The 19,978-nt window shown below is 72.4% G+C and carries 21 protein-coding genes; 13 read left to right on the top strand and 8 right to left on the bottom strand.

The annotated features are described in order from the left end of the window. Positions 1 to 10 precede the first annotated feature (10 nt). The 5 genes from AB0E78_RS19555 (at position 11) to AB0E78_RS19575 (ending at position 4,745) form a co-directional block, all read left to right on the top strand. A complete protein-coding gene (locus tag AB0E78_RS19555; protein WP_361833870.1) occupies positions 11 to 958 on the top strand; it encodes a segregation/condensation protein A in 948 nt (315 codons plus the stop codon). Continuing rightward, positions 955 to 1,620 carry an SMC-Scp complex subunit ScpB gene (scpB, locus tag AB0E78_RS19560; RefSeq protein ID WP_361833872.1) on the top strand — a complete coding sequence of 222 codons (666 nt, stop codon included), beginning with the start codon at positions 955 to 957 and terminating at the stop codon, positions 1,618 to 1,620. The genes AB0E78_RS19555 and scpB overlap by 4 nt, the downstream gene beginning before the upstream one ends. 10 nt (positions 1,621 to 1,630) lie before the next feature. Continuing rightward, positions 1,631 to 2,863, top strand: coding sequence for a pseudouridine synthase (locus tag AB0E78_RS19565; protein ID WP_361833874.1), 1,233 nt, complete (start codon positions 1,631 to 1,633; stop codon positions 2,861 to 2,863). Positions 2,864 to 2,994: 131 nt separating this feature from the next. Beyond that, positions 2,995 to 3,741: an NUDIX domain-containing protein gene (locus AB0E78_RS19570; protein WP_361833876.1), complete on the top strand. Its 747-nt coding sequence runs from the start codon at positions 2,995 to 2,997 to the stop codon at positions 3,739 to 3,741. Then, on the top strand, positions 3,738 to 4,745 hold the full coding sequence (locus tag AB0E78_RS19575; protein ID WP_361833878.1) for an ADP-ribosylglycohydrolase family protein: 1,008 nt from the start codon (positions 3,738 to 3,740) through the stop codon (positions 4,743 to 4,745). The genes AB0E78_RS19570 and AB0E78_RS19575 overlap by 4 nt, the downstream gene beginning before the upstream one ends. Here the strand turns inward: AB0E78_RS19575 and AB0E78_RS19580 are convergent. Genes AB0E78_RS19580 through AB0E78_RS19595 form a run of 4 tightly spaced genes read right to left on the bottom strand, consistent with a single transcriptional unit; the run spans position 4,742 to position 7,244 of the window. Continuing rightward, positions 4,742 to 5,437, bottom strand: a complete 696-nt coding sequence (locus AB0E78_RS19580) for a nucleotidyltransferase domain-containing protein (RefSeq protein ID WP_361833880.1) — start codon at positions 5,435 to 5,437, stop codon at positions 4,742 to 4,744. The genes AB0E78_RS19575 and AB0E78_RS19580 overlap by 4 nt on opposite strands. Positions 5,438 to 5,459: 22 nt before the next feature. Continuing rightward, the gene (locus AB0E78_RS19585; protein ID WP_361833881.1) at positions 5,460 to 5,933 is read right to left on the bottom strand and encodes a Rieske (2Fe-2S) protein; all 474 of its coding nucleotides are present in this window, start codon (positions 5,931 to 5,933) and stop codon (positions 5,460 to 5,462) included. Beyond that, positions 5,930 to 6,523, bottom strand: coding sequence for a DUF6529 family protein (locus AB0E78_RS19590; RefSeq protein WP_361833883.1), 594 nt, complete (start codon positions 6,521 to 6,523; stop codon positions 5,930 to 5,932). The genes AB0E78_RS19585 and AB0E78_RS19590 overlap by 4 nt, the downstream gene beginning before the upstream one ends. A gap of 28 nt (positions 6,524 to 6,551) precedes the next feature. Further along, the gene (locus AB0E78_RS19595; protein ID WP_361833885.1) at positions 6,552 to 7,244 is read right to left on the bottom strand and encodes a hypothetical protein; all 693 of its coding nucleotides are present in this window, start codon (positions 7,242 to 7,244) and stop codon (positions 6,552 to 6,554) included. Between the two features lie 190 nt (positions 7,245 to 7,434). Between AB0E78_RS19595 and AB0E78_RS19600 the strand changes: the two genes are divergently transcribed. The 6 genes from AB0E78_RS19600 (at position 7,435) to der (ending at position 12,517) form a co-directional block, all read left to right on the top strand. After that, entirely contained in the window at positions 7,435 to 7,902 is a 468-nt protein-coding gene (locus AB0E78_RS19600) for a YidB family protein (protein ID WP_361833887.1), read from the top strand. A gap of 133 nt (positions 7,903 to 8,035) precedes the next feature. Next, positions 8,036 to 8,398, top strand: a complete 363-nt coding sequence (gene aroH / locus AB0E78_RS19605) for a chorismate mutase (protein WP_361833889.1) — start codon at positions 8,036 to 8,038, stop codon at positions 8,396 to 8,398. Further along, positions 8,395 to 9,480 carry a prephenate dehydrogenase gene (locus AB0E78_RS19610; protein ID WP_361833891.1) on the top strand — a complete coding sequence of 362 codons (1,086 nt, stop codon included), beginning with the start codon at positions 8,395 to 8,397 and terminating at the stop codon, positions 9,478 to 9,480. The genes aroH and AB0E78_RS19610 overlap by 4 nt, the downstream gene beginning before the upstream one ends. A gap of 166 nt (positions 9,481 to 9,646) precedes the next feature. Continuing rightward, positions 9,647 to 10,330, top strand: a complete 684-nt coding sequence (cmk, locus tag AB0E78_RS19615; RefSeq protein ID WP_361834630.1) for a (d)CMP kinase — start codon at positions 9,647 to 9,649, stop codon at positions 10,328 to 10,330. Beyond that, positions 10,288 to 10,974 (top strand): lysophospholipid acyltransferase family protein, encoded by a 687-nt coding sequence (locus tag AB0E78_RS19620; RefSeq protein WP_361833893.1) that lies wholly within the window; start codon positions 10,288 to 10,290, stop codon positions 10,972 to 10,974. The genes cmk and AB0E78_RS19620 overlap by 43 nt, the downstream gene beginning before the upstream one ends. Before the next feature lie 70 nt (positions 10,975 to 11,044). After that, positions 11,045 to 12,517 (top strand): ribosome biogenesis GTPase Der, encoded by a 1,473-nt coding sequence (gene der, locus AB0E78_RS19625; protein ID WP_361833895.1) that lies wholly within the window; start codon positions 11,045 to 11,047, stop codon positions 12,515 to 12,517. Positions 12,518 to 12,589: 72 nt separating this feature from the next. Here the strand turns inward: der and AB0E78_RS19630 are convergent, their stop codons facing one another. Then, positions 12,590 to 12,889, bottom strand: a complete 300-nt coding sequence (locus AB0E78_RS19630) for a hypothetical protein (protein WP_361833897.1) — start codon at positions 12,887 to 12,889, stop codon at positions 12,590 to 12,592. 178 nt (positions 12,890 to 13,067) lie between these two features. Beyond that, entirely contained in the window at positions 13,068 to 13,871 is an 804-nt protein-coding gene (locus tag AB0E78_RS19635; protein ID WP_361833899.1) for a hypothetical protein, read from the bottom strand. 526 nt (positions 13,872 to 14,397) lie between these two features. Here AB0E78_RS19635 and AB0E78_RS19640 point away from each other — a divergent pair. Next, a complete protein-coding gene (locus AB0E78_RS19640) occupies positions 14,398 to 15,030 on the top strand; it encodes a transglycosylase family protein (protein WP_361833901.1) in 633 nt (210 codons plus the stop codon). A 120-nt stretch (positions 15,031 to 15,150) separates the two neighbouring features. After that, the gene (locus AB0E78_RS19645; protein WP_361833903.1) at positions 15,151 to 16,086 is read left to right on the top strand and encodes a transglycosylase family protein; all 936 of its coding nucleotides are present in this window, start codon (positions 15,151 to 15,153) and stop codon (positions 16,084 to 16,086) included. Here the strand turns inward: AB0E78_RS19645 and AB0E78_RS19650 are convergent. Next, positions 16,061 to 16,762 (bottom strand): ATP-binding cassette domain-containing protein, encoded by a 702-nt coding sequence (locus tag AB0E78_RS19650; protein ID WP_361833905.1) that lies wholly within the window; start codon positions 16,760 to 16,762, stop codon positions 16,061 to 16,063. The two genes, AB0E78_RS19645 and AB0E78_RS19650, sit on opposite strands and share 26 nt — an antisense overlap. Next, entirely contained in the window at positions 16,759 to 19,977 is a 3,219-nt protein-coding gene (locus tag AB0E78_RS19655; RefSeq protein ID WP_361833907.1) for an ATP-binding cassette domain-containing protein, read from the bottom strand. Before AB0E78_RS19655 ends, AB0E78_RS19650 begins: the two co-directional genes overlap by 4 nt. Between the last annotated feature and the right edge of the window lies 1 nt (position 19,978).

Raw genomic sequence — 19,978 nt, forward strand, 5'->3', positions numbered from 1 at the left:
TTCCCGCCTGATGGCCACGACTGACGACTCCGCACCGCCTGCCCCTCGCCGCGCCCTGGGGCGGGGCCCCGGTGTGGCTCCCGCGGAGCCCGAGCCGGAGCCTCAGCCCGAGCCGTCCCCGGAGCCCGAGCCGTCCCCCGAGCCGGACGACGGGCGGTTCAAGGTCCGGCTCGCCAACTTCGAGGGCCCCTTCGACCTGCTGCTTCAGCTCATCTCGAAGCACAAGATGGACGTCACCGAAGTCGCGCTGTCCACGGTGACCGACGAGTTCATGGCGCACATCCGCGCCATGGGTCCCGACTGGGACCTGGATCAGACCACCGAGTTCCTGGTGGTCGCCGCCACCCTGCTCGACCTCAAGGCGGCCCGCCTGCTGCCCTCCGCGGAGGTCGAGGACGAGGCGGATCTCGCGCTGCTCGAAGCGCGGGACCTGCTCTTCGCACGGCTGCTGCAGTACCGCGCGTACAAACGGATCGCCGACATCTTCAGCGAGCGGCTCGAGGCGGAGGCCCGGCGCTATCCGAGGACCGTCGGCCTTGAGGCCCATCACGCCGAGCTGCTGCCCGAGGTCGTCATCAGCATCGGCGCCGAGGGGTTCGCCGCGCTCGCCGTGAAGGCGATGCAGCCACGGGCGAAGCCCCAGGTGTACGTCGACCACATCCATGCCCCGCTGGTCTCCGTGCAGGAGCAGGCCGGGGTCGTCATGGCCCGGCTCCGGGAGCGGGGCGAGGTCAGCTTCCAGGTGCTCGTCGAGGACGCGGGGGACACCCTCACCGTCGTCGCCCGCTTCCTCGCGCTCCTGGAGCTGTACCGCGAGAAGGCCGTGGAGCTGGACCAGGAGACCGCCCTGGGCGAGCTGATGGTGCGGTGGACCGGCGGGGACGGCGACGGGCAGCCGACGGTGACCGACGAGTTCGACCGCGCCCCGGAGCCGGTGAGTGAGGAGAAGGCCACATGAGCCCCACGAGTGCCGAGAGTCCTGCGGGAGACCTGGCGGGCGCCGTCGCCGATCTGGAGCTGCGGCCCGCCCTGGAGGCCGTCCTCATGGTCGTCGACGAACCGGCCACCGAGGAGCACCTCGCCAAGATCGTCGACCGGCCCCGGCGGCAGGTCGCGGACGCGCTGCGGGAGCTCGCCGACGAGTACACCGTGCAGAAGCGGGGCTTCGAGCTGCGGCTCGTGGCGGGCGGCTGGCGGTTCTACACCCGGCCCGAGTACGCCGCGGCCGTGGAGCGCTTCGTCCTCGACGGGCAGCAGGCGAGGCTCACCCAGGCGGCCCTGGAGACCCTCGCGGTCGTCTCGTACCGCCAGCCGGTCAGCCGTTCCCGGGTCTCGATGGTGCGCGGAGTGAACTGTGACGGCGTGATGCGGACGCTCCTCCAGAGGGGTCTGGTGGAGGAGGCGGGCGCGGAACCCGAAACAGGTGCGATCCTGTATAGGACGACGAACTACTTTCTGGAGCGGATGGGCCTGCGCGGCCTGGACGAGCTCCCGGAGCTCGCGCCCTTCCTCCCCGAGGCTGAGGCGATCGAGGCCGAGACGCTGGAAGGCGTTCCGTCGTTCGACCCGGACGCACCCGATGCGCCGGGTTATGAGTACACCGAGGGCACAGTCGACTAACGGAAATTTGATGCGAAGCAGCAACGGCAGGAACAGCAGCGGAAACAACGGCGGGAGCCGTGGTGGCAACAGCGGCAGCCGTGGCAGCAGCGGTGGGCGCCCGACCGGCGGCGGTCGCGGAGGCGGCGGTGGCCGCCCGACCGGCGGTGGCCGTGGCAGCAGTGGCGGCGGCGGTGGCGGCCGTGACTACCGGGGTTCCGGTAACAGCCCCGACCGGCAGGGACGCGGCGCCGGTGGCGCGCGCGACGACCAGCCGCCGAAGCGGGAGAGCAAGCCCCGTCCCGAGGAGCGCCGCTACGACGTAGGCGGCGACGCCTCCAGGAAGGGCCGCGGCGCGGCAGCGCGCGGTGGCGCCAAGGGCGGCCCCAGGGCGCCCCAGGGCTCGGACCGCGGTACCCGGCGCGGCGCGGGAGCTCCCTCGACGTCCCGCGAGTACGACGCGAGGCAGGAAGAGCGCAACCGCGAGCGTTACGCGGGCAAGCCGAAGGTCAGCCCGCCCAAGACCTTCCCGGGCGCCGAGCAGGAGGGCGAGCGGCTGCAGAAGGTCCTCGCCCGCGCGGGCTACGGCTCGCGCCGTGCCTGCGAGGAGCTGGTCGAGCAGGCGCGCGTCGAGGTCAACGGCGAGATCGTGATGGAGCAGGGCCTGCGGGTCCAGCCGGAGCGCGACGAGATCAAGGTGGACGGCCTGACGGTCGCCACCCAGTCGTACCAGTTCTTCGCGCTGAACAAGCCCGCCGGTGTCGTCTCCACCATGGAGGACACCGAGGGCCGCCAGTGCCTGGGCGACTACGTGACCAACCGCGAGACGCGGCTGTTCCACGTGGGCCGTCTGGACACGGAGACCGAGGGCGTCATCCTGCTCACCAACCACGGTGAGCTGGCCCACCGCCTCACGCACCCGAAGTACGGCGTGAAGAAGGTCTACCTCGCGCACATCGTCGGTCCCATCCCGCGTGACCTGGGCAAGCAGCTCAAGGACGGCATCCAGCTCGAGGACGGGTACGCCCGCGCGGACCACTTCCGCGTCGTCGAGCAGACCGGCAAGAACTACCTCGTCGAGGTGACCCTCCACGAGGGCCGCAAGCACATCGTGCGCCGCATGCTCGCCGAGGCGGGCTTCCCGGTCGACAAGCTGGTGCGGACGTCCTTCGGGCCGATCGCGCTGGGCGACCAGAAGTCGGGCTGGCTGCGCCGGATGTCCAACACCGAGGTCGGCATGCTGATGCAGGAAGTCGACCTCTAGGCGACGGCCCCGGGCTGAGGAGAGGCGGCCGGTTCCCGCGTGTGCGGGGGCCGGCCGCCTTTTCGTGTCTTGCGGGGCGCCACCCCCTCCCTTTATAGTCGAGCTGACTATAAAGGGAGGGGGTCGAAACCATGCAGGGCTACGACAAGTACGCCTTCGAGCCGTTCGCCGTCACCGTCGACCTCGCCGTCTTCACCGTCCGCGTCGGCCGCCTGCACGTGCTGCTCGTCGAGCGCGGCCAGGAGCCGTACGCGGGCCGCTGGGCACTGCCCGGCGGATTCGTGCTGCCCGAGGAGTCCGCCGAGAGCGCGGCGGGACGCGAGCTCGCCGAGGAGACCGGCCTCACCGACAGCGCAGGGCTCCACCTGGAGCAGCTGCGCACCTACAGCGAACCGGACCGCGATCCGCGGATGCGCGTCGTCTCGGTCGCCTTCGCGGCGCTCGTCCCCGATCCGCCCGCCGTGCGCGCGGGCAGCGACGCGGCTCGCGCGCAGTGGCTGCCGTACGGCAGCCAGGGGCCGCTCGCCTTCGACCACGACCGGATCCTGGCCGACGCCCACGACCGCGTCTGCGCCAAGTTCGAGTACACCGGCCTGGCCACGGCCTTCTGCCCGCCCGAGTTCACGCTCGGCGAGCTGCGGCAGGTCTACGAGACGGTGTGGGCCGCCGAGCTCGACCCGGCCAACTTCCGGCGCAAGGTGCTCGGCACCTCCGGCTTCGTCGAGGCGATCCCCGGTGCCGCGCGCCTGACGGGGGGACGCGGCAAACCGGCGGCCCTGTACCGCGCCGGTCCCGCCACCTCCCTGCACCCGCCCCTGCTCCGCCCCTCGGTCGTCCCCGCGGAACCCGCGGAATCCTCGGAAGGAAAGCCCTCATGAAGCGTGCCGCCACCGGATCCCTCATAGGCCTGGCCCTGGGGGACGCGCTCGGCTTCCCGACCGAGTTCAACGACGTGCCGTCGATCCTCGCCAAGTGCGGGCCCTGGCGGGAGATGGAGCTGCCGAGGCCCGCGATCGTCACGGACGACACGCAGATGACGCTGGCGCTCGCGCGCGGGCTGCGGGCCGCCATGGACCGTGGGCCGCTCGGGCCGAAGAGGATGGAGCGGCCGGTACGCGAGGAGTTCGTGGAGTGGTACCAGTCGCCGGAGAACAACCGCGCGCCCGGCAACACCTGCCTGGAGGCCTGCTACCTCCTCAGGACCGGCAAGCCGTGGGAGGAGGCGAGCCAGGTGCACTCCAAGGGCTGCGGCGCCAACATGCGGGTCGCGCCCCTCGGCTTCGTCCCCGGCCTGAGCGACGAACAGCGGGCGGGCGCCGCCCAGTTGCAGTCCGCGCTCACGCACGGCCACCCGACGGCGCTCGCCGCCTCCGACCTGACCGCCCACGCCGTGCGGCTGCTCGCGGAGGGGGCCGAGCTCACGGGGCTCGTGGGGCTGCTGCGCTCCTACGCGTACGAGAACCGCGAGACGTACCACCACCGCTGGCTCGGTGACCTGTGGACGCGCGGTGGGGCACCGACCCCGGGGGTCTTCATCGCCGAGGGCTGGGACGAGTGTCTCGCCGTCCTGGAGCGCCTGGAGTCCGCACTGCGCGGCGCCAACCCGGAGACCGACCCCTGCCTGGCCACCGGCGCGGGCTGGATCGCCGAAGAGGCCCTCGCCACCGGTCTGCTCTGCTTCCTGATGTTCCCCGACGAGCCCCTCACCGCCCTGCGCCGAGCAGCCTGCACCTCGGGCGACTCCGACTCGATCGCCTGCCTGGCCGGTGCCTTCGCCGGGGCCCACCTGGGCGCGGACGCCTGGCCCGCCGAGTGGGCCGGGCGGATCGAGTACCGCGACGAGCTGCTCGAACTCGGGGCGCTGTGGGACGGGGACGCCTAGGCCGCGGCCGCCCAATCCCGTCGTACACGGAACAGGAAGTCCTCGATCCGGCGGCGGTCCGGCCCGGCGGGGAGCGGGGTGCGGGTGGCTGCCTCGTCCGCTTCCGCCGCGAGGCGGTTCATCCAGGACTCGACGTCCTGCCAGGACACCTCGCCGCGCTTGACCGCCAGCAGGGGCTCGCGCTGGTCGCCGACGTCGATCGTCAGGCTGCCGGTGCGCAGCAGGTCGCGGCAGCTCGTCAGGAGGCGCAGGAGGTGCATGGCGTGCTTCCAGCGGGGGGCGCCGTGCAGGCGTACGTCCGCTTCCAGCTTCTTGTGCTGGCCGAGTGCGTAGCGGCCGAAGGTGGTGTGGACCTGGCGGGACAGAAAGGCGTCGCGCAGGGCCAGGAGTTCACGGCCGGTGTCCGTGAGCTGCTCCACGAGGGGGGAGTGCAGGCACTCCAGGATGTTCGGGTTGGCGCGCAGGGCCAGCTCGCAGAAGCGTTCGAGCTCCCAGCTGAACTGCTCGTCCGCCGGGCCGTCCACGTGCGTGGGCGGCTTCTCGAAGTGCCAGAAGAGCGGCGTGGGGGCCAGGAAGACGCCCCTGCGGTCGGTGTCGCTGCCGTCCGTGGCCAGGCCGAAGGCGCGCGAGCCCATCACACAGGCGTAGACGGTGTGGTCGCGTACGAGGTCCAGGTCCGTGGGGCGGTGCATGCGGGGAGCGTACGGGGGCGGGCTAGCCGAGCGTGATCGAATTTCCGGTGACGTCGATGTTCTGCGGGGGCAGCGGGCGCGGCGCGGGGCCGTCCGCCACCGAGGCGTCCGCCACCCGGTACTTGCTGCCGTGGCAGGGGCAGTTGATCGTGCCGCCCTCGACCGCGCCGACCGTGCAGCCCGAGTGGGTGCAGACCGCGGAGAAGGCCTTGAATTCACCCTTCTCCGGCTGGGTCACGACCACCTTCTTGTCCTTGAAGATCTTCCCGCCGCCGACCGGGATGTCGGACGTCTTGGCCAGCTCCTCGGCCTTGGGCGGCGGCTGCTTCTTCCCGCTCTTCCCGCCGGACTTCGACGGCGCTGCCGAGCTGGTCTCCGACTTCGGCGGCTCCTCCGGCTGCGCGCCCTCGTCCCCGTACTTGCTGCACCCGGCGGTCAGCGCGACCGCGCCGCCCGCGGCGATGACCGTGCGCCGTGAGGGCGGTGCCCCGCTCATGTCGTCACCCCGAACGTACGGAAGAACCACAGCGCCGACGTCAGCCAGACCACCGTGAGGACCACGAAGAGCAGGCCGCCGACCACCGGAAGCAGCCAGCCGGGCAGCTTCTCCGCGCGGAGCAGCAGCATCTTGGCGCTGAACGCGCCGAAGAAGAAGCAGCCGAGCAGCGAGTGCCACATCACCCGGGACGAGTACGTCTGGTAGCCGAGCGCGTAGAGGCAGTGCACCGCCACCGGGACCGCCGTCAGGAACGCGATCCGGCCCGACCAGCGGTGCAGCGCCGACGACCAGGACGGGCCCGGCAGGCGTCCGTACACCATGAACGCCGAGACGACCTGGACCAGCGCGAAGGCGAACGCCGTCGTGCCGAGCCAGGCCTTGACCGCGCTCGTGCTGCTGAACCCGGCGAGGTTGAAGGCCGTGCCCTGTGGGTCGTGCGTCCTGCCGTACACCCCGAGGCCGATCGCGACCGCGGCGGCGACCAGGGCGGGGACGAGATAGCGGGCCGGGTGCGGGCGGCGGTGGCCGCCCATGCCCGGAGGCGGGCCGAATCCGCCCTGTGTCGCGGCGTTCGGATCGACGCTCATGGCGGCTCCCTGGTCGGGGCGGAGCGGGTCAGGGGACGACGGGGCGGGCGGTGATGCGGGCGCCGTCGACCGTGACGGCGCCGGTCTCGGGGTCGAGCCGCGGTGCCTTCCGCGGCTTGTCGTCGCGCTTGACGATGCCGACCTGCCGCCCGTCGGGCAGGACGATCCAGCCGCCGTCGATCTTCGCGCCGCGCACCTCGGTGGTCGCGCGGTAGAGCCCGGACGGCTTCTTGGCCCTGGCGGCGGTGAAGTCCCGCGGCTGCTTGCCGACCTCGACCTTGCCGGTGACCGCGTTGCCGGCGAGGGTGCCGTCCAGCTTCGCGCCGTGCTTGCCGGTGAGACGCATGGAGCCGTCGTCCTCGACGTTGCCCTTCAGCCAGGACTCCGCGTCACGGCCGTTGCAGTAGTACGCGATGGCCTTGTCGTCGCGGATCGAAATGGAGACGGCGGCGGCGTCGTTGGCCGTGCGGCCCGCGTACTCGGATTTCCCGGCCGGTTTCTTCGACGGGCTCTTCGACGGGCTCTTGGTGGGGCTCTTGGTGGGCGTGGGGGACGGGGTGTCGTTGGTGGACTTCGAGGCGGAGGGGGCCGGTGGCGCGCCGCCGGGCGAGTCCCCTCCGTACGACGAATTGCCCGTCCCTGTGGTCGCGTTGAGCGACAGCATGAACAGGGCGAGCAGCAGCCCCCCGAGAAGCGTGTAGAGCGGGCCTGAGCGCTTCATGCGGCCTCCCCCGAGGCGTGGGCCTTGCCGGCCCCTCCATGCAAGCGGACCTGTGCCCCCGGCGTCCATAGTTGAACGCCCACCAATCGGGCCAAGTGGCGACAGAGGGCGATTCGGGTGACATTGGCAGGGTCTGAGGTCCGTGCCCCTTCGAGGCGCCGACCCGGCCCCTCACTCGAAAGGCGTGACCATGGCGGGTAACGATCTGGGAAGCCTCCTCGGCGGTCTCCTCGGCGGCGGCCAGGGGGGCCGGGGCGGCGCCGGTGGCTCCGGCGGCGGCAACGTCCTCGGCTCGCTGCTCGGCGGCCTGCTGGGCGGCGGCGCGGGCGGCACAGGCGGCGGCGGTCAGGGCGGCTCCGGCGGCGGCAACCCGTTGGGCGGCCTGATGGACATGATCACGAAGTCGGGCCTGGTCAGCCAGGACCAGCTGGACTCCTGGGTCGGCAAGGGCGACAACCAGCCGCTGAGCCCGGACCAGGTCAAGCAGGCCGTCCCCGACGAGACCCTGGACAAGGTGGCCACCGACGCGGGCGTCAGCCGTGACGAGGCCGCCGACCAGATCGCGCGGCAGCTCCCGCAGGCCGTCGACAAGCTGACCCCCGAGGGGCAGGTCCCGACGGGCTCGCTGGAGGACATCATCAGGGAGCAGAAGCTCTGATCCCACCCGGGCTCCCACCCCGGTGAGGCCCGCGGCGTCCGTCTCGGCAGGCGGGCGCCGCGCACTCGTCCCCGGGGCCCTGACTACCCTTGTCGGTACAGCAGTCATACGTACGCGAGCGAGGAGCAGCACTGTGGCGGTACGAGCGGTCCGGGGCGCCGTCCAACTGGAGCGGGACACCGCCGACCACATGGACGAGCAGGTCAGCGAGCTGCTCACCGCCATCCTCGAGCGGAACGAGCTGACCCAGGACGACCTGATCAGCATCTGGTTCACCGCGACGCCCGATCTGCACAGCGACTTCCCCGCCGCGGCCGCGCGCAGGCTCGGCATCGTGGACGTCCCGCTGATCTGCGCGCAGGAGCTGCAGATCGAGGGCGCCATGCCGCGGGTCGTCCGCGTCCTCGCGCACATAGAGTCCCCCCGGCCCCGCGCCGAGATCACGCACGTCTACCTGGGCGCCGCGGCCACCCTGCGCAAGGACATCGCCCAGTGAGAACCGCTCTCGTCATCGGCACCGGCCTGATCGGCACCTCCGCCGCCCTCGCCCTCGTCTCGCGCGGCGTGACCGTGCACCTAGCCGACCACGATCCCGGGCAGGCCCGCACGGCAGCCGCGCTCGGCGCCGGCACCGACGAGATGCCCGAGCGCCGGGTCGACCTGTGCGTCGTCGCCGTGCCCCCCGCGCACGTCGCGGCGACCCTGGCCGACGTCATGCGGCGCGACGTGGCCCGCGGCTACCTCGACGTGGCGAGCGTCAAGGGCGGCCCGCGCAGGGAGCTCGAAGCGCTCGGCGTCGACCTCACCCCGTACATCGGCACGCACCCCATGTCGGGCCGTGAGCGCAGCGGCCCGCTGGCCGCCACCGCCGACCTCTTCGAGGGGCGGCCCTGGGTCCTCACGCCGACCCGCGACGCCGACACCGAGGTCCTCAACCTCGCCCTTGAGCTCGTCGCCCTCTGCCGTGCCGTGCCGGTCGTCATGGACGCCGACGCGCACGACCGCGCGGTCGCGCTCGTCTCGCACATGCCGCACCTGGTCTCCAGCATGGTCGCCGCCCGCCTCGAGAACGCCGAGGAGACAGCGGTGCGGCTGTGCGGGCAGGGCATCCGTGACGTCACGCGCATCGCCGCGTCGGACCCGCGGATGTGGATCGACATCCTGTCGGCCAACCCCGGCCCCGTAGCCGATCTGCTGTCCGCCGTCGCCACCGATCTCGACGAGACGGTGACCGCGCTGCGGGCGCTGCAGTCGGCGGACGAGGCGAAGCGCAGCGAGGGCGCCGCGGGCGTCGAGAGCGTGCTGCGGCGCGGGAACGCGGGACAGGTCCGGGTACCCGGCAAGCACGGCGCCGCGCCGGCCGCGTACGAGGTCGTCGCGGTGCTCATCGACGACCAGCCGGGACAGCTGGCCAGGATCTTCGCCGACGCGGACCGTGCCGGGGTGAACATCGAGGACGTCCGCATCGAGCACGCGACGGGGCAGCAGGCGGGCCTCGTGCAGCTCCTGGTGGAGCCGAAGGCGGTCCCGATACTCGCCGCGGCGCTGCGCGAGCGGGGCTGGTCCATCCGGCAGTGACCCGGGCCGGCCGGCCGCGGGGCGACCGGGCGGGGGCGGGCGGGACAGGGGTCGCCCCCCGGGCAGTAAGAGGCGGCCACGGGAGCCAGTAACCTTATGCAGGGCAAGAATGCCGCCCTGCTCTCGCCCCGTGCACACAGAAAGGTGCCCGCACCCCGTGGAAACCGTGGAAACCGCCCCGGCATCAGTGATCGTCGCCATCGACGGGCCCTCCGGCACGGGCAAGTCGAGCACCTCGAAGGCCGTCGCCGCCCAGCTCGGCCTCAGCTACCTCGACACCGGCGCCCAGTACCGTGCGATCACCTGGTGGATGGTGCACAACGGCATCGAGCTGAGCGACCCGACCGCCATCGCCGATGTCGCGGGCAAGCCCGAGATCATCTCCGGCATCGACCCGCTCGCCCCGACCATCACGGTCGACGGCACGGACGTCGCGGGGCCGATCCGTACGACCGAGGTCACCTCGAAGGTCAGCGCCGTCAGCGCCGTCCCCGAGGTGCGCGCCCGCATCACGGAGCTGCAGCGCACCATCGCCGCCTCCACCGAGAAGGGCATCGTCGTCGAGGGGCGTGACATCGGTACGACCGTCCTGCCCGACGCCGACCTGAAGATCTTCCTCACGGCTTCGCCCGAGGCCCGCGCCGCCCGCCGCAGCGGCGAGCTCAAGGGTGCCGACGTCGCCGCCACGCGTGAGGCGCTCATCAAGCGGGACACGGCCGACTCGAGCCGCAAGACGTCCCCGCTGGCCAAGGCCGACGACGCCGTCGAGGTGGACACCACCGAGCTCACGCTGCAGCAGGTCATCGAGTGCGTCGTCACCCTCGTCGAGGAGAAGCGGGCAGCGAAGTGACCGCGGCGCCGTCGGAACGGGGTGCGGAGGTCGGCCGCCGCATCGGCGTCGGCCTCATGTACGGCCTGTGGAAGCCCCGCGTCCTCGGCGCCTGGAAGGTCCCCGCGACCGGCCCGGTGATCCTGGCCGTGAACCACTCCCACAACGTCGACGGCCCGATGGTGATGGGGACGGCCCCCAGGCCGACGCACTTCCTCATCAAGAAGGAAGCGTTCATAGGCCCCCTGGACCGTTTCCTGCAGGGCATCGGGCAGGTCAAGGTGGACCGTGAGATCGCCGACCGCACGGCGATCACCCGGGCCCTCGGCGTGCTCGACCACGGCGGCGTCCTCGGGATCTTCCCCGAGGGCACCCGGGGCGAGGGCGACTTCGCCTCGCTGCGCGCCGGCCTCGCGTACTTCGCCGTGCGGAGCGGGGCGCCGATCGTCCCGGTCGCGGTCCTGGGAAGCACGGAGAAGCGCGGACGGTTGTTGAAGGGGCTGCCCCCGCTGCGCAGCAGGGTCGACGTCATCTTCGGTGACCCCTTCGAAGCGGGCGACGACAGCGGACGGCGTACGCGCAAGGCGCTGGACGAGGCGACCGTGCGCATCCAGCAGCGGCTCACCGCGCACCTGGCGGACGCCAGGCGCCTGACCGGGCGCTGAGCGAGACTTTCAGTAGTGGACCCCTCCGAGGCGGTCCACCGATCACGAATACGACAGAGGTACGGACTTCATGAACGACCAGATCCAGCCCGAAGGCTCGGCTGAACACGAGCACGGGGCGCTTGGCGATGCCGAGTACGCGGAGTTCATGGAGCTCGCCGCGGAAGAGGGCTTCGACGCCGAGGAAGTCGAGGGCGCCATCGGCGAGGCGGGCCACGGCCCGCTGCCCGCCCTCGCCGTCATCGGCCGCCCGAACGTCGGCAAGTCGACCCTCGTCAACCGCATCATCGGCCGCCGCGAGGCCGTCGTCGAGGACCGCCCCGGCGTGACCCGCGACCGCGTGACGTACGAGGCCGAGTGGGCGGGCCGCCGCTTCAAGCTCGTCGACACCGGCGGCTGGGAGCAGGACGTCCTCGGCATCGACGCGTCCGTGGCCGCCCAGGCCGAGTACGCGATCGAGGCCGCCGACGCGGTCGTCTTCGTCGTGGACGCCACGGTCGGCGCCACCGACACGGACGAAGCCGTCGTGCGCCTTCTGCGCAAGTCCGGCAAGCCCGTCGTGCTGTGCGCCAACAAGGTCGACGGCCAGTCCGGCGAGGCCGACGCCACCGCCCTGTGGGCGCTCGGCCTCGGTGAGCCGCACCCCGTCTCCGCGCTGCACGGCCGCGGCACCGGCGACATGCTGGACGCCGTCCTGGACGCGCTGCCCGAGGCGCCCGCCCAGTCCTTCGGCACCGGCATCGGCGGCCCCCGCCGCATCGCGCTCATCGGTCGCCCGAACGTCGGCAAGTCGTCGCTGCTCAACAAGGTGGCGAACGAGAACCGCGTGGTCGTCAACGAGATCGCGGGCACCACCCGTGACCCGGTCGACGAGCTCATCGAGCTGGGCGGCATCGTCTGGAAGTTCGTGGACACCGCGGGCATCCGCAAGCGCGTCCACCTCCAGCAGGGTGCCGACTACTACGCCTCGCTGCGTACCGCCGCCGCCGTCGAGAAGGCGGAGGTCGCGGTCATCCTGATCGATGCCAGCGAGTCGATCAGCGTCCAGGACCAGCGCATCGTCACGATGGCCGTCGAGGCGGGCCGCGCCATCGTCGTCGCGTACAACAAGTGGGACACCCTCGACGAGGAGCGCCGCTACTACCTGGAGCGGGAGATCGAGACCGAGCTCCTCCAGGTCGCCTGGGCCCCCCGCGTCAACGTCTCCGCCGAGACCGGCCGCCACATGGAGAAGCTCGTCCCGGCGATCGAGGCGGCCATCGCGGGCTGGGAGACGCGCGTCCCGACCGGCAGGCTCAACGCTTTCCTCGGTGAGCTCGTGGCCTCGCACCCGCACCCGATCCGCGGTGGCAAGCAGCCCCGCATCCTCTTCGGCACGCAGGCGGGCACGAAGCCGCCGCGGTTCGTGCTCTTCTCCTCCGGCTTCATCGAGCACGGCTACCGCCGCTTCGTGGAGCGCAGGCTCCGTGAGGAGTTCGGCTTCGAGGGCACGCCGATCCACATCTCGGTGCGGGTGCGCGAGAAGCGCGGCCGCAAGAAGTAGGCACGGATGGACCAAGGGGCCGGGCCCCGCCTTCTTGACGAAGGCGGGGCCCGGCCCCTTGACGGTGGTGCCTCAGAATCCCCTGCGCGGCCCCGGCGGCAGCGCCGCCGGGAACTGCTGGTGCACCGTGCCGTGCTGCTCGTGCCCGTAACGGGTGACGTGCAGCTGGCTGAAGGTGTTGTGCCGGGGGTCGAGCCGGTCACCGACGCGGTGCATGCCGTACGGCGCGCTGCCGAACGACGTGAAGCCCAGATCCTCCTCGCCGGTCCGGTCTCCCGGAAGGGCCTTGAACGACCTGCGGTACTCCGAGTAGAGCGCGTCGTAGATCGGTGTGGCCGAGTGGTCGCCCCCCGTGTCCTGCGCCGAGCGCATGGAGGGAATGGGGGCCTGGTACGCCGGCCGGGGGCGGGAGGGGTCGTATGTGTGCACGTATGTGCCAACGACCCCGTGGTCGTACGGATGCGGGGGCCGCGCCGCTTTCACGGGGCGCCCGGAGCGTGACCGGCGCGGCCGGGGCTCGGGGCGTGAGAGCGGCGCGGCCCGCACGGGCTCAGGTGCCCGCGAGCGGCATCGACGCCGCGACGAGGCGGCCGTGGGTCGCCGCCTTGTCCAGGGCGCCGCGCAGCAGGTCCTCGCGGGGCTGGCGGCCGATGGAGCCGACCGGCGCCGCGAACAGGAGTACGCTCTGGAGCTTGTTCGCCGCCGAGCGCCAGTCCTCGGTGACCTGGAGCGGGTGGTGGGCCTGCCACCAGGCGACGGGGGAGCCGCCGCCTGCCGCGGGCTGGAGCACCGCGTGCAGCTGGCCCGCGGCGAGCAGCACCGACCAGCCGTGCAGCACGGGGGGTACGACGTCCAGCGAGGCCGCCGGCGTGAAGCCCTGCTCCACCAGGAGCTGCAGGAAGTCGTCGCCGCCGCCGGGGGCGGACCCCGGGCGCGCGATGGCGCCGGTCGGCTCGACCACGAGGGCGGGCCGCAGCTCGCCCTCGATGAGGACGAGACCGCTGGTCACGCCGAGGACCGCCTGGTCGGGCACGCCTTCGCCACCGGATCCCGCGACACCGGCGAGGCCGGTGCCGTCCTCACCGGTGATGGAGCGCACGGCACCCTGCAGCTGCTCCTCGGAGACCTGGACGATCTGGGAGGGCAGGCAGGTGGCGTGGGCGAAGGCGAGCACGGCGGTCTCGTCGCCGATGAACAGGACCGTGCTGGTGCGTTCCTGTTCCGTGTCGCCGGGGGTACGGCAGGACGTGCAGTCGTAACTGCCCGGGGCGTTCTCTCCGGCGAGCAGCCGGTCGGCTTCTTCGTCGCCGATCTCGGCGCGTACGTCGTCGCCGACGTCGAGCATGCGCGGCACGGGGGGCTCCTCGGAATCGTTGAGTGCGGACCGGGGGTGCCCGGCTCATAAGAAGACAACGGGCGATCAGTGGCGCAGGTCACGCGCGAAGGCGAACGGAATCGAACCATCCGCAGCGGAGGGTGAGTTGCCCGGCGGAATCCGTCACTCCGCGCCAACGGCTTCTGCGTGCAGGCAAGTTGGGTCGGTGAGGTGGGTCACAGATCACCATGGCGACAGGTCGACAAATGCTGAAATCAGGGAATTAAGTGGCTGGCTTGAATTGGCCGATACCGGGGGTAACGGCTAACTGGCCTGGAATGACAAGGAGTTGGTTGATATCGGGGCGAGCAGGCGCCTAGATTCCACCGCCGTGTGCAGCGAGCACCGCTCGGGCACGTCCGCCGGCCGCACCAGGCAGCCAGCTCAAGCACCACGGCACGCATGTGCCGAACTCCGGCGGACGGGGTGAGCGGACCTCCGGCGTCAGACGCGCGAGGAGGTCCGGGACACCTGGGGGACCCCGGGTTCTTCGAGAGGGATATTCATGTCCGCACGTCCCAAGTGCGTTCGCAGGACAGCAGTGATCGGCGGAGCGGCGTTGCTCGCCCCGCTGGGACTGCTCACCGCCACCGGCCAGGCGTCGGCGGCGGACGGCGGAGTGTGGGATCGCATCGCCCAGTGCGAGAGCGGCGGAAACTGGCGCGTCAACACCGGGAACGGCTACTACGGAGGACTGCAGTTCTCCGCCGGTACCTGGCGCGCGTACGGCGGGGGCGCCTATGCGGCGACCGCCGACAAGGCGTCCAAGGCGCAGCAGATCGCTGTCGCCTCGAAGGTCCAGCGAGCCCAGGGATGGGGCGCTTGGCCCAGCTGCTCGGCGCGAGCCGGTGCGTCCGGCAGTGCGCCGGGGGCGGCAGCCGCTCCAGCGGCCCCCAAGGCGGCCAAGGCTCCCCAGGCCCCCAAGGCCCGGCAGCAGCCCGCCGGGCCGCGGACGCGGACGCCGAGTCACGCGAACCGGGGATCCGGGCGCGGTGACTACACCGTTCGGCAGGGGGACACCCTCGGCCGGATCGCTGCCGCGCACGGCGTGAGCTGGCAGCAGGTGTACTCCGCCAACAAGGCGGTCATCGGCGGGAATCCGAACGTGATCCTGCCCGGGCAGCGGCTCGACCTCTGAGCCCCGGCCGCCCAGGGGCGCGGTCCCGCCCGGTCGCCCGACCGGGTGGGGCCGCGCCCGCGGCGGCGCGGCACGGCTCCGCGCCGCGGTGGCGCTGCCTAGCGTGGGCGGATGTATCCGATGCCGATCAAGAGTCTCCGGTCGTCGTGGCCCGCTGGTCTGGTCATCGCCGCCGTCTCCTCGCTGCTGCTCCCCGTGACCGCGTACGCGGCTCCGACGCCGCCACGGCCCCTGCCGGGGTCCGCTGCCGCCGCGTACGACTGCTCCCGTACCGACGGGCCGTGGAACTGCCTCGCGGAGTGCGAGAGCACGGGCCGGTGGCACGTGAACACGGGGAACGGCTTCTACGGAGGGCTTCAGTTCAAGCAGTCCACCTGGGAGGAGTTCGGCGGGCTCAAGTACGCGCGGCGCGCCGACCTCGCCACCAAGGCGGAGCAGATCAAGGTCGCCGAGGAGGTGCTGCGGGTCCAGGGCTGGAAGGCCTGGCCCGTGTGCTCCAAGAAGATCCCCAGGGAGATCCGCGAGGGCTGGGGCACCGTGCATGTCGTCAAGGCGGGGGAGACGCTCAGTTCCATCGCCCGCCGTTATGACGTGAAGGGCGGATGGCAAGCCCTGTATCGAGCCAATCGCAAGGAGGTCGGGAGCCGTCCCGACCGGCTGTCGGTCGGCACGAAGCTGGTCATCCCGAAGAAGGGGGCGAAGGTGGCCGGGCCGGCGGGGGCGGCGAAGCCTGCTAAGCCTGCTAAGCAGTCGAAGCCTGGGGAGTCGGGTAAGCCTGCCGAGCCCGCGAAGCCGTCGAAGCCATCCAAGCCGTCCAAGCCGTCGAAGTCGACTGAGCCTGGCGCGTCGGCCAAGCCTGCGGAGTCGGGTAAGCCCGCTGAACCTGGAGCGTCGGCTGGGCCTGTTGAGCCTGGGGAGTCCGCTGGGGCTGCTGAGTCGGTCAAGCCTGATGTGTCGGCCAAGCCCGTGGAGTCGGCTGGGCCTGTTAAGCCTGTTAAGCCTGTCGAGTCGGCCAAGGCCGGTGAGTCGGTCAGGCCGACGGCCTCGGGCGGCTGACTTCTGTTGCCTCGCCGCTGAACACGACCGCGCCACGGCGCAGTTCGTGCACCACCACTGCCGTCCGGCCCGCGTGTTCGCGCAGGCCGGGCGGCAGCCGTTGTTCCGCCGTCATGACGCAGGTGCCCGGGCCGCGCGTGCTCAGGGCGATGAGGAGGTCGTACGTTCGGGACGCGACGGCGGGGGACATGCCCTGGGTGGGCTCGTCGATCAGGATCACCCGGGCGTCGGAGGCCAGGAGTGCGCGGGAGAGGGCGAGCATGCGTTGTTCGCCGCCGGAGAGGGTGCCCGCGGGGCGGGGGAGGAGCGGGCGCAGCTCGGGGTACGCGGCCAGGGCCGGGGCGATGTCGGCCTTGTCGCCGGGGCCGGAGAGGCCGAGGTTCTCGGTGACGGTGAGGTGGCCGAACACCGCTTGTCCGTCCGGTACGAAGCACAGGCCGCGCCGGGCGCGGGCGTGAGCGGTGAGCCGGGTGACGTCCGTGCCGTCCCAGGTGACGGTGCCGGTGGTGAGAGGGACCGTGCCGGCGAGGGCGCGCAGCGCGGTGGTGCGGCCCGAGCCGTTGCGGCCCAGGAGGACGGTGAGGCCCGGGGACGGGGCGGCGATGCTCACGCCGTGCAGGGCTTCGAGGGGGCCGTAGCGGACGCGGGCCTCGCGGAGTTCGATGCCGGTCCTCATGGGGTCGCCCTGGGGAGGACTTCGGCCGGTGGGCCCGACGTGACGATGCGGCCTGCTGCCATGACGTGCACGGTGTCGGCCAGGTCGGCCACCAGGTCGATGTCGTGCTCGACGACCAGGAGGGCCATGCCGTCGGCGGCCAGGGCGCGCAGGACGCGGGCCAGCGCGGCCACTTCGGCGGTGTCCAGGCCTGCTGCCGGTTCGTCCAGGAGGAGCGTGTGGGGGTGGCCTGCGAGGGCTCGGGCCAGTTCTACGCGTCTGAGAGTGCCGGTGGGGAGGTCCGCGGCGGGGTGGTGGCGGGTGGTGTCGTGGTGGAGGGACAGGAGGCGGAGCGCTTGGGCGGTGGCTTGGGGGCTCCGGGGCCCGCCGGCCTGCTCAGCGCCCACTCGGACGTTCTCCGCGATGGTCAGGGACGGGAACACCGCCAGTTGCTGGAACGTGCGGGCCACGCCCAGGCGGGTGCGGGCGTGGGCGGGGGTGCGGGTGATGTCCTGGCCGTCGAGGGTGATGCGGCCGGCGTCGGGGCGGAGGGTGCCGGCCAGGCAGTGGAAGAGGGTGCTTTTGCCCGCGCCGTTGGGTCCTACTACTGCGGTGATGTGGCCCGGGGGTATGCAGAGGTCGACGCTGTCGAGAGCCGTGAAACCGTCGTAGGTGGCGGTGATGTGGTGAGCCGTGAGAGGTAGCGGGACGTCGCGACGGGCTCGGCTCGGGGCCGGGCCCGCCTCGGTACGGTCCGGTGGCCGCGGGACTGCCGCACCCCCGAGGCCCCGCGAACCACGCTCCGAGCGACCCTCCCGAACCACCCCATCGTCCCGCCCCGACGCCTGCACCCCGGCACCACTTTCCCGCTCCCCGTCGCGTCCCGGCCCCCTGCCGGGCAATGGGACGGACCTCACCCACCGACCGAGCCACGGGAGGGGACCCTCCTGCCCGCTGCGGGGCGATCGGGTGGGGTCCGCCCGCCAGCGAAGCCATGGGACGGGATTTGCCCGTCGGTTGAGGGGCGATCGGATGGGCCCCGGCCGCCAGCGAAGCCATCGGGCGGCACCTGCCTGCCCGCTGCGAGGGGATCGGGTGGGGCTCGCCTGCCGACCGAGCTCTGGAATACGGCCCGTCCGCCCGCTGCGGGGTGATCGGTTGGGGTCTGTCCGCCGGCCAAGCCCTGAAATAGGGCCTGCCTGTCCGCTGCGGGGCGATTGGGTGGGGCTTGCCCGGCCACGAAGCCGTCGGAGGGGACTCGCTCGCCCGTTGCCTGGCCATCGGACAGGGCCCGTCCGCCGACCAAGCCAGCGGGCAGGACCTGCCCCTCCGCTGCCGGGCAATCGGGTGGGTGGGTGGGAGAGGTTGTTCGTGGAGGTGGACGTGGAGGTGGAGGTGCGGGGGGCCGGGGGGATGGGGAGCAGGGCTGTGGCGGCTCGGGTGGCCAAGGGGGTCAAGAAGCGGCGGCGGTGGTTCCAGTTGGCGGTAGCCGGGACGCGGCCCACCAGGACCGCGAGGACACCGATCACCGCGGCGGCCACCCCGCCCCGGGCCCCCGCGTCCAGGCCCACAAGGAGCGCCGCCGCCACCAGCGCCCCCAGCAGGCTGTCCGCGCCGAGGACCACCACCGCCGCGAACCAGAGGAGCCCGCGCACGGGGTCGTACGCGGCGGGGTCGAAGGCCCGTAGACCCATGCCCAGCATCCCGCCCCCCAGGGCGGCCAGCGCCGCACCGGCCACGAAGGCCGTGAGCTTCAGGGTGCGGACGGGGACGCCCGCGGCCGCCGCCCCCGCCTCGTGGTCCCGCATCGCGGCCAGCGCGCGCCCCGTACGGCCCCGCCGCATGCTGAGCGCGAAGAGCAACGCCGCGGCGAGCAGGACCAGTTCGAGGACGTAGTACGCGCGGTCGCTGTCGAAGCCCGCCGGACGGTCCAGGGCGAGGCCCGACGTCGCGTACGGCTGGGCGAAGACGAAGCGGCTGACGCCGACGCCCACCGCGAACGTCGCCAGGGCGAGCGCGAGGCCCCGGCGGGTGATCGCGGGCCAGCCGGTGAGGAGACCGAGGGGGGCCACCAGGAGGACGGCCACGGCCAGGGCGGGCAGGTGGGGGAGTGGGGGCAGGCCCGGAAAGCGGCCCGCCGCCAGGAGTGCGGTGAAGAGGGCGCCCAGACCCGCGTACGCCGCCTGGCCGAGGGAGATCTGGCCGCCCCGGCCGGTGACGATCACCAGCGAGAGCAGGATCACCGCAAGGGCCGGGACCTGGACGGACGTGGTGAGGTCCGAGCCCGCGAAGCCCAGCGGGATGAGGAAGAGGACCGCCGCCACGATCCACGCCCCCGGTGGCGTCGGGACGCGCGCGGTCGCCGTGCGCGGGAGCGTGTTCCGCGAACCGAGGCCCGGCAGCGCGAGGGCCGCGACGAGGAGGGCCACCACGAACAGGTTCGCGCCCAGGGACTGGAGGAGCTCTTCCGCCCAGCCGGAAGGATGCAGGCGGGTCAACTGGCTCTGGGCCACGCCGAGTCCGAGGGCCACCGATATCGCGATGAACAGGCTGCGCATACGGGCCGCCACCGCGACCGCCATCACCTCCATGACCAGCAGCGGCATGCCGTAGGGGTCCAGGCGTACGAAGGGGGCGAGCAGGGTGCCGGTGAGGCCCGCCGTGAAGGCGCCGAACGCCCAGCCCGTCGAGGCGACCCGGTCCGCGTCGATACCGCTGAGGACCGCGAGGGGGCGGTTGTCGACCACGGCCCGCAGCTCGCCGCCGAAGCGGGTCCACCGGGTCACGGCCCAGACCGTCGCGGCGAGGGCGACCGTCACCGCCAACGGGGCCCAGGGGTCCGCCGACACGAGGGTGGGGGCGTCCGCCTTCGCTCCCGGGCCCCAGATCAGTGCGGCCCCGCCGACCAGCAGGACGAAGACGCCGATGGACGCCACCAAGGTCTGGGCCGGATCGCTGCCCAGGACCGACAAGGGGCGGAAGACCGCCTTCTCCAGGAGGAGCCCGATGGCCGGGGCGACGAGGAGGAGCGTGACCGCCGTGGCCAGCGGCAGGGGCCAGTGCCACTCCACCGCCAGCTGGCGCAGGACGTACGCGCAGACCATCGCTATCGCGCCGTGCGCGAAGTTGAGGACACCGGTCGCGCGGTACGTGACGATCAGGCCGATGCCGGTGAGGGCCGCCGCGCTGCCGACCGCGAGCCCGGCCAGTGTCAGGTCGTAGCTCAGGGAGGCCACC

The sequence above is a fragment of the Streptomyces sp. NPDC032198 genome (assembly GCF_040636975.1).
Lineage (GTDB): Bacteria > Actinomycetota > Actinomycetes > Streptomycetales > Streptomycetaceae > Streptomyces.

Excerpts from the sequence above, each read along its gene's own strand:
- AB0E78_RS19555 (WP_361833870.1), top strand. The coding sequence starts at position 11 with ATGGCCACGACTGACGACTCCGCACCGCCTGCCCCTCGCCGCGCCCTG.
- scpB (WP_361833872.1), top strand. The coding sequence starts at position 955 with ATGAGCCCCACGAGTGCCGAGAGTCCTGCGGGAGACCTGGCGGGCGCC.
- AB0E78_RS19565 (WP_361833874.1), top strand. The coding sequence starts at position 1,631 with ATGCGAAGCAGCAACGGCAGGAACAGCAGCGGAAACAACGGCGGGAGC.
- AB0E78_RS19570 (WP_361833876.1), top strand. The coding sequence starts at position 2,995 with ATGCAGGGCTACGACAAGTACGCCTTCGAGCCGTTCGCCGTCACCGTC.
- AB0E78_RS19575 (WP_361833878.1), top strand. The coding sequence starts at position 3,738 with ATGAAGCGTGCCGCCACCGGATCCCTCATAGGCCTGGCCCTGGGGGAC.
- AB0E78_RS19580 (WP_361833880.1), bottom strand. The coding sequence starts at position 5,437 with ATGCACCGCCCCACGGACCTGGACCTCGTACGCGACCACACCGTCTAC.
- AB0E78_RS19585 (WP_361833881.1), bottom strand. The coding sequence starts at position 5,933 with ATGAGCGGGGCACCGCCCTCACGGCGCACGGTCATCGCCGCGGGCGGC.
- AB0E78_RS19590 (WP_361833883.1), bottom strand. The coding sequence starts at position 6,523 with ATGAGCGTCGATCCGAACGCCGCGACACAGGGCGGATTCGGCCCGCCT.
- AB0E78_RS19595 (WP_361833885.1), bottom strand. The coding sequence starts at position 7,244 with ATGAAGCGCTCAGGCCCGCTCTACACGCTTCTCGGGGGGCTGCTGCTC.
- AB0E78_RS19600 (WP_361833887.1), top strand. The coding sequence starts at position 7,435 with ATGGCGGGTAACGATCTGGGAAGCCTCCTCGGCGGTCTCCTCGGCGGC.
- der (WP_361833895.1), top strand. The coding sequence starts at position 11,045 with ATGAACGACCAGATCCAGCCCGAAGGCTCGGCTGAACACGAGCACGGG.
- AB0E78_RS19630 (WP_361833897.1), bottom strand. The coding sequence starts at position 12,889 with ATGCGCTCGGCGCAGGACACGGGGGGCGACCACTCGGCCACACCGATC.
- AB0E78_RS19640 (WP_361833901.1), top strand. The coding sequence starts at position 14,398 with ATGTCCGCACGTCCCAAGTGCGTTCGCAGGACAGCAGTGATCGGCGGA.
- AB0E78_RS19645 (WP_361833903.1), top strand. The coding sequence starts at position 15,151 with ATGCCGATCAAGAGTCTCCGGTCGTCGTGGCCCGCTGGTCTGGTCATC.
- AB0E78_RS19650 (WP_361833905.1), bottom strand. The coding sequence starts at position 16,762 with ATGAGGACCGGCATCGAACTCCGCGAGGCCCGCGTCCGCTACGGCCCC.